Raw genomic sequence first — 4,939 nt, forward strand, 5'->3', positions numbered from 1 at the left:
TGACCTTTATTGAGCAAAGTGATAAAATAGAGTTAGAAAAAATATTAAAAAATAGTTTAACTAAAGAAAAAGGAGAAGAACTTATGCCTAGTATAGCTCAAGTATGGAAAGAAGAAGGGATTCAAATCGGACTCCAAGATGGTATCAAAATTGGAGAGGCTAGAGGAGAAGCCATAGGCGAAGCTAGAGGTAGAGCCGAGGGTGAAACTAAATTAATAAAAATGATGATAAACAATGGTAACTCTATTGAAGAAGTAGCGAGAATGACTAGATTATCTATTACAAGAATCAATGAATTATTGAAAGTACAGTAAACTGGCACTTATTAGCAAGGCATTACTTTAGTAGCAACGAAGCAATCTAATGAATGTGGATTGCCACGACCTAGTTGTGTGGTCTAGGTAAAAAACGTCTTGTACTTTTCTGAAATTTTTTAATTGCCAAGGTGTTTAATGCTAATAAAGTTAGCTATAATTTACAAACAACTAAGAACTCTATAGGTATCAAAATTATGTTTAAGCAATTAACTAACTTAATCGTATTAGTTTTATCGATTAATACAACAACAGGGTATGCAGAAGATAATCCAACTAAAGTTAATGAAAACGAAATGAACAAAACAATAAGAATACCTGCTCCTATTAAATTTCCTTTATTTAAGGAAGATAAAAAAGATATAGACAGACTTATAAAGAAGTTTAATAACAAGAAAAAACGAGAAATTGTTTTTTCAATATCTAGTGAAGAACCGTTAAATAAATGGCGTCCAGATTTAACTCAAACTATTCATGACACTCCGCGTGTTAACTGTTTTAGTCAAACCCCATGTATTAACCCAGATTATATACCTATTGGCATTAGAATGCCTGAAGATGATGAATATTTTTATGTAAGAGAAAATGAAACTAGTCCGGTGAGACGTTATAAGAAAACCTTAAGGCAAAAGATGGAATCGAAAATTAAATGCATATACTATTAGACCTCTTGCATAACCTAAAGATAACTGAGGAATTTTTAGGAAAAACGAAGTTGAATACCGCAGCGGACGAAGATGTACATGAGGAACGGAGACGAGTTTTGACAACAAAATTACCAATTAGATTAGGTTATGCAAGAGGTCTAATGACATTGGTTATTTTTTACAACTTTTAAGCTACCACAATGACTTCTAAAACTGCTTCCTTTTCTAACTAAGTATATAGAAAATACCTGAATAAAAATAATAAAAATATTTTTCATAAAATACTTAGTGCATATCATAATTAGTATATACTAAAATTATCTAAGGATAAGAGTATAGTCAATTCAAAAGGATTGGGTGCTAGACGTCACCAACTTCTCATTGACTATAGCTACCAAAAAAATAACCTATTGTAAAAAAGATGATTGATATAAACCAGCAACAAATACTAAATAAAATTTCCAGTATTACCTTTAGTGACAATACGAAATTAATCGATATTATATCTAATATTGTAATTAAGGATAAAAATATTGGATTTGCAATTGATATTTTTGGCAAGAACCCTAAGGAAGTCAATGAAATAAAAATTAAAGCTATCAATAAATTAAATGAAATAGCTAATATTGGTAAAATCACTATAGTTTTAACTAGTAGCAAAAATTTATCTAAAAAATCAACTAGTCCAAAAATTAGGCATTTCATTGATGGAGTAAAAAAGGTAATATTGGTGGCATCTGGTAAAGGGGGAGTTGGCAAGTCTACTATAACCGCATTGATAGCCGAGCAGCTAAATCTGGAAGGATATAAGGTAGGAATAGTAGATGCTGATATTTATGGACCATCAATTCCGCAAATATTTGGTATTAGTGATGTGCCAGAAATAGTGTATAATAAAATGACCCCTTTAAAATCGCGGGGGATTGAAATTATTTCTATTGGATTTCTTATTCAGAATAATTCTGCCATTGTGTGGCGTGGTCCAATGGCTAGCAAAACCATTTACCAGCTATTATCTCTCACTCATTGGCAGGAGTTAGATTATTTAATTATTGACATGCCACCCGGTACTGGTGATATTCACTTAAGCATTTTAGAGAATTATCACTTAGATGGAGTAATAATAGTAACTACTCCGCAAAAGATGGCGGCAATAGACGTAGTTAGGTCGATTGATTTATACAAAAAATTTAATTTACCAATTTTAGGTATTATAGAAAATATGAGCTATTTAGTTGAAGCAAGTTCAGGAAAGAAAATCGAGATATTTAGTGGCAATAGTGGAGAAAATTTTGCCAAAGAATATAATATACCCTTAATCTGTAAGATTCCTATTGAACCAAAATTATCCTATAATTGTGACAATAGTATTAGTCTTACCGATATAATTAAACTACCAATAAAACAATTTGTTTAATAAGTAGGATTATATGTCAAACATAATCAAAATAGAAGAAGTGCCAGCTATAAAAAGACCTGATTGGATAAAGGTTAAAGCACCAAATTCGTATCAATATCATGAGACAAGAAAGATAATTGAAAATTTAAAATTAAACACAGTCTGTCAAGAAGCAGCCTGCCCTAATATCGGAGAATGTTGGGCAAAAAAACACGCTACAGTTATGATTTTAGGCTCTGTTTGTACTCGTGCTTGCCGTTTTTGTAATGTTAAAACTGGTCGCCCTGATTTACTCGATCCGCATGAACCACAAAGATTAGCTCAAGCTGTGATGAAATTAGGACTTGAACATGTGGTAATTACTTCAGTTGATCGAGATGATTTAGATGATGGTGGAGCTGAACATTTTGCCAATTGTATCAAAGAAATAAGACTAGCTTCACTTAGTACCACAATTGAAGTTTTAACACCCGATTTCCTTAAGAAAGAAGGAGCCGCTGACATAATAGCATCAGCAAAACCTGACGTCTATAATCATAACGTAGAAACAGTACCTTCTTTATACAAAACTATTAGACCAGGAGCTAGGTACTACAATTCACTAAGTCTTTTGCATAATGTAAAAAAATTAGACCCTGAAATTTTTACTAAATCAGGTATGATGGTTGGTCTTGGAGAATCGAACGATGAAATTATGCAAGTAATGGACGATTTAAGAGAAGCTAAAGTTGATTTTTTAACTATCGGGCAATATTTACAACCAACCAAAAATCATGCTATAGTTTATAGATATGTTTCTCCAGAAGAATTTAAATATTTTGAAAGAGTTGCCAAAGTTAAAGGATTCTCAATGGTTTCTGCCAGTCCATTAACTCGTTCTTCTTATCATGCTGGTGAGGATTTTCAAAAATTGAAGGATAATATTAGACTTCCCGCATAAGTCTATCAAATCCCAAAATTACTGTAAACATTATAGAAAATGAAAAAAATATCTAAAAAGCATAATACAAAATTATCAGTGATAATATCATTTTTACTCGGTATTGCTACCGGAGTAGGCTATAATGAAATAAATGATACAGCTTCTTGGCATAGTTTTCATACTGAAACTGATAATTTGAATGTCTGCTTTACCCCTCCATCCGGTTGTGGCTCATTAATAGCAGAAGAAATATCTAAGGCTAAGGATAGTATCTATATTCAAGCATTTGGCTTAACTTCGCAAAAGATAGTTGATCAATTAATTAAGGCGAAACAAAACGGTGTTGAAGTAAGGATATTATTAGATCGTAGTAACTTACATGATAGATATTCTAAAATGCATGAATTAAAACGAGCTGGTATTGATGTATCAATAGATAAAGTACCAGGTATAGCTCACAACAAAATTATGATTATTGATAAAAGCAAGGTGATTACCGGTAGCTTTAATTTTACTAACGCAGCTGATAATAGAAATGCTGAAAACGTTTTGTTAATAGAAAATAGTGATATTGCAGAAACTTATCTGCAAAGTTGGCTTAGTCGTCGAGCAAAGAATTAATAGGCTCTGTCAATGGCGTCTTTTATAGTCAATTCAGGGGAATTGGGTAGCAGGAGCGACGCCTATAAGTAATAGGCGAGCGACGAGTGACGACGTCACCAACTTCTCATCAATTGACTATACCATCTTCTTATGGATGTTAACGTTCAGTCCATCAACGTTTCAAACGTTGGGTTATTTCTAATATATAATGTATATTACCATCATTATGTAGGTAAGCTTCTTTAACTATTTTATAACTTAATTGATACTTTAAGCATAAGTGTTGTATTCGGTCAATGCTTCTCATTGATGAAGTAATAAATATTCTACCTTTATGTGACAGTAACTTAAAACCTTTTAACATAATAGCTGTTATGAGTTTATTATCAACATCATAAAAAGTATGGCTAATTGCTCTTCTTTCAGGTGGTATAGTTTTAAATTCATCCTTTGATAAATTATCCCAAGGAGCCCCTGAAACAATTATATCTATCTTACCTACAAAATTTGGCAGTAAAGGAGATACCCCCTCTCCTTTAAATAAATACACATTTTTTGTAATACCATTAAGTATCAAATTATCTGTAGCACATTGTATCGCATACTTACTGATATCACTTCCAATAATTGTATCGGCACCATTTTTTGCAGCTATTATACCTAAAGCAAAGAATCCAGCTCCTATATCTGCAACCACCTTACTTTCTACTAAATTGTTATCTATTAAAAACTCTGCAAACATTTCAGTCAACTTTCCAGGAGGATAAACATTAACATTCTTGATAATAAAATTATTGTTAAGAACCTTTACCTGATATGGTACCTCTTTATCAATTATACTTGATATATATTTTTCTGCCTCTGGATTTATTTGTGCCATAGATTTCATACTTAATAACCATAAAACTTTAAATTAGTCTATCATCTTTTTAACTTCCTTCTATGACACATTTAGAGTTTTTTACAATATACGTCAATTCGGGATAAGGGATAAGAAAAAATAAAGGAGATATAGGAGTTGCAAGGAGTTAATGCCTGTGATAAATGTTTTTTT

Annotated in this window: 5 protein-coding genes and 1 pseudogene; 5 read left to right on the forward strand and 1 reads right to left on the reverse strand. The window is 31.8% G+C overall.

Annotated elements, in window-relative coordinates; translation table 11 throughout:
• From RiCNE_RS05815 to RiCNE_RS05840, 5 genes and pseudogenes are all read left to right on the forward strand, one after another.
• Positions 1-314: pseudogene (locus RiCNE_RS05815) on the forward strand (Rpn family recombination-promoting nuclease/putative transposase); the annotation flags it as partial.
• 131 nt (positions 315-445) lie between these two features.
• Positions 446-979 (forward strand): hypothetical protein, encoded by a 534-nt coding sequence (locus RiCNE_RS05820; RefSeq protein WP_094649646.1) that lies wholly within the window; start codon positions 446-448, stop codon positions 977-979.
• A 403-nt stretch (positions 980-1,382) separates the two neighbouring features.
• Positions 1,383-2,378 carry an Mrp/NBP35 family ATP-binding protein gene (locus RiCNE_RS05830; RefSeq protein ID WP_094649648.1) on the forward strand — a complete coding sequence of 332 codons (996 nt, stop codon included), beginning with the start codon at positions 1,383-1,385 and terminating at the stop codon, positions 2,376-2,378.
• Positions 2,379-2,391: 13 nt separating this feature from the next.
• Complete coding sequence (gene lipA, locus RiCNE_RS05835) at positions 2,392-3,300, forward strand: lipoyl synthase (RefSeq protein WP_094649649.1); 909 nt, start codon at positions 2,392-2,394, stop codon at positions 3,298-3,300.
• 39 nt (positions 3,301-3,339) lie between these two features.
• A complete protein-coding gene (locus tag RiCNE_RS05840) occupies positions 3,340-3,903 on the forward strand; it encodes a phospholipase D family nuclease (RefSeq protein ID WP_094649650.1) in 564 nt (187 codons plus the stop codon).
• 154 nt (positions 3,904-4,057) lie between these two features.
• Here the strand turns inward: RiCNE_RS05840 and RiCNE_RS05850 are convergent, their stop codons facing one another.
• Positions 4,058-4,765: a 50S ribosomal protein L11 methyltransferase gene (locus tag RiCNE_RS05850; RefSeq protein ID WP_239832725.1), complete on the reverse strand. Its 708-nt coding sequence runs from the start codon at positions 4,763-4,765 to the stop codon at positions 4,058-4,060.
• Positions 4,766-4,939 lie beyond the last annotated feature (174 nt).

The organism is Rickettsia endosymbiont of Culicoides newsteadi (assembly GCF_002259525.1).
Classification (GTDB): Bacteria; Pseudomonadota; Alphaproteobacteria; order Rickettsiales; family Rickettsiaceae; genus Tisiphia.

Coding starts and splice junctions, on each gene's coding strand:
- RiCNE_RS05830 (WP_094649648.1), top strand. CDS start 1,383: ATGATTGATATAAACCAGCAACAAATACTAAATAAAATTTCCAGTATT.
- RiCNE_RS05850 (WP_239832725.1), bottom strand. CDS start 4,765: ATGGCACAAATAAATCCAGAGGCAGAAAAATATATATCAAGTATAATT.
- lipA (WP_094649649.1), top strand. CDS start 2,392: ATGTCAAACATAATCAAAATAGAAGAAGTGCCAGCTATAAAAAGACCT.
- RiCNE_RS05840 (WP_094649650.1), top strand. CDS start 3,340: ATGAAAAAAATATCTAAAAAGCATAATACAAAATTATCAGTGATAATA.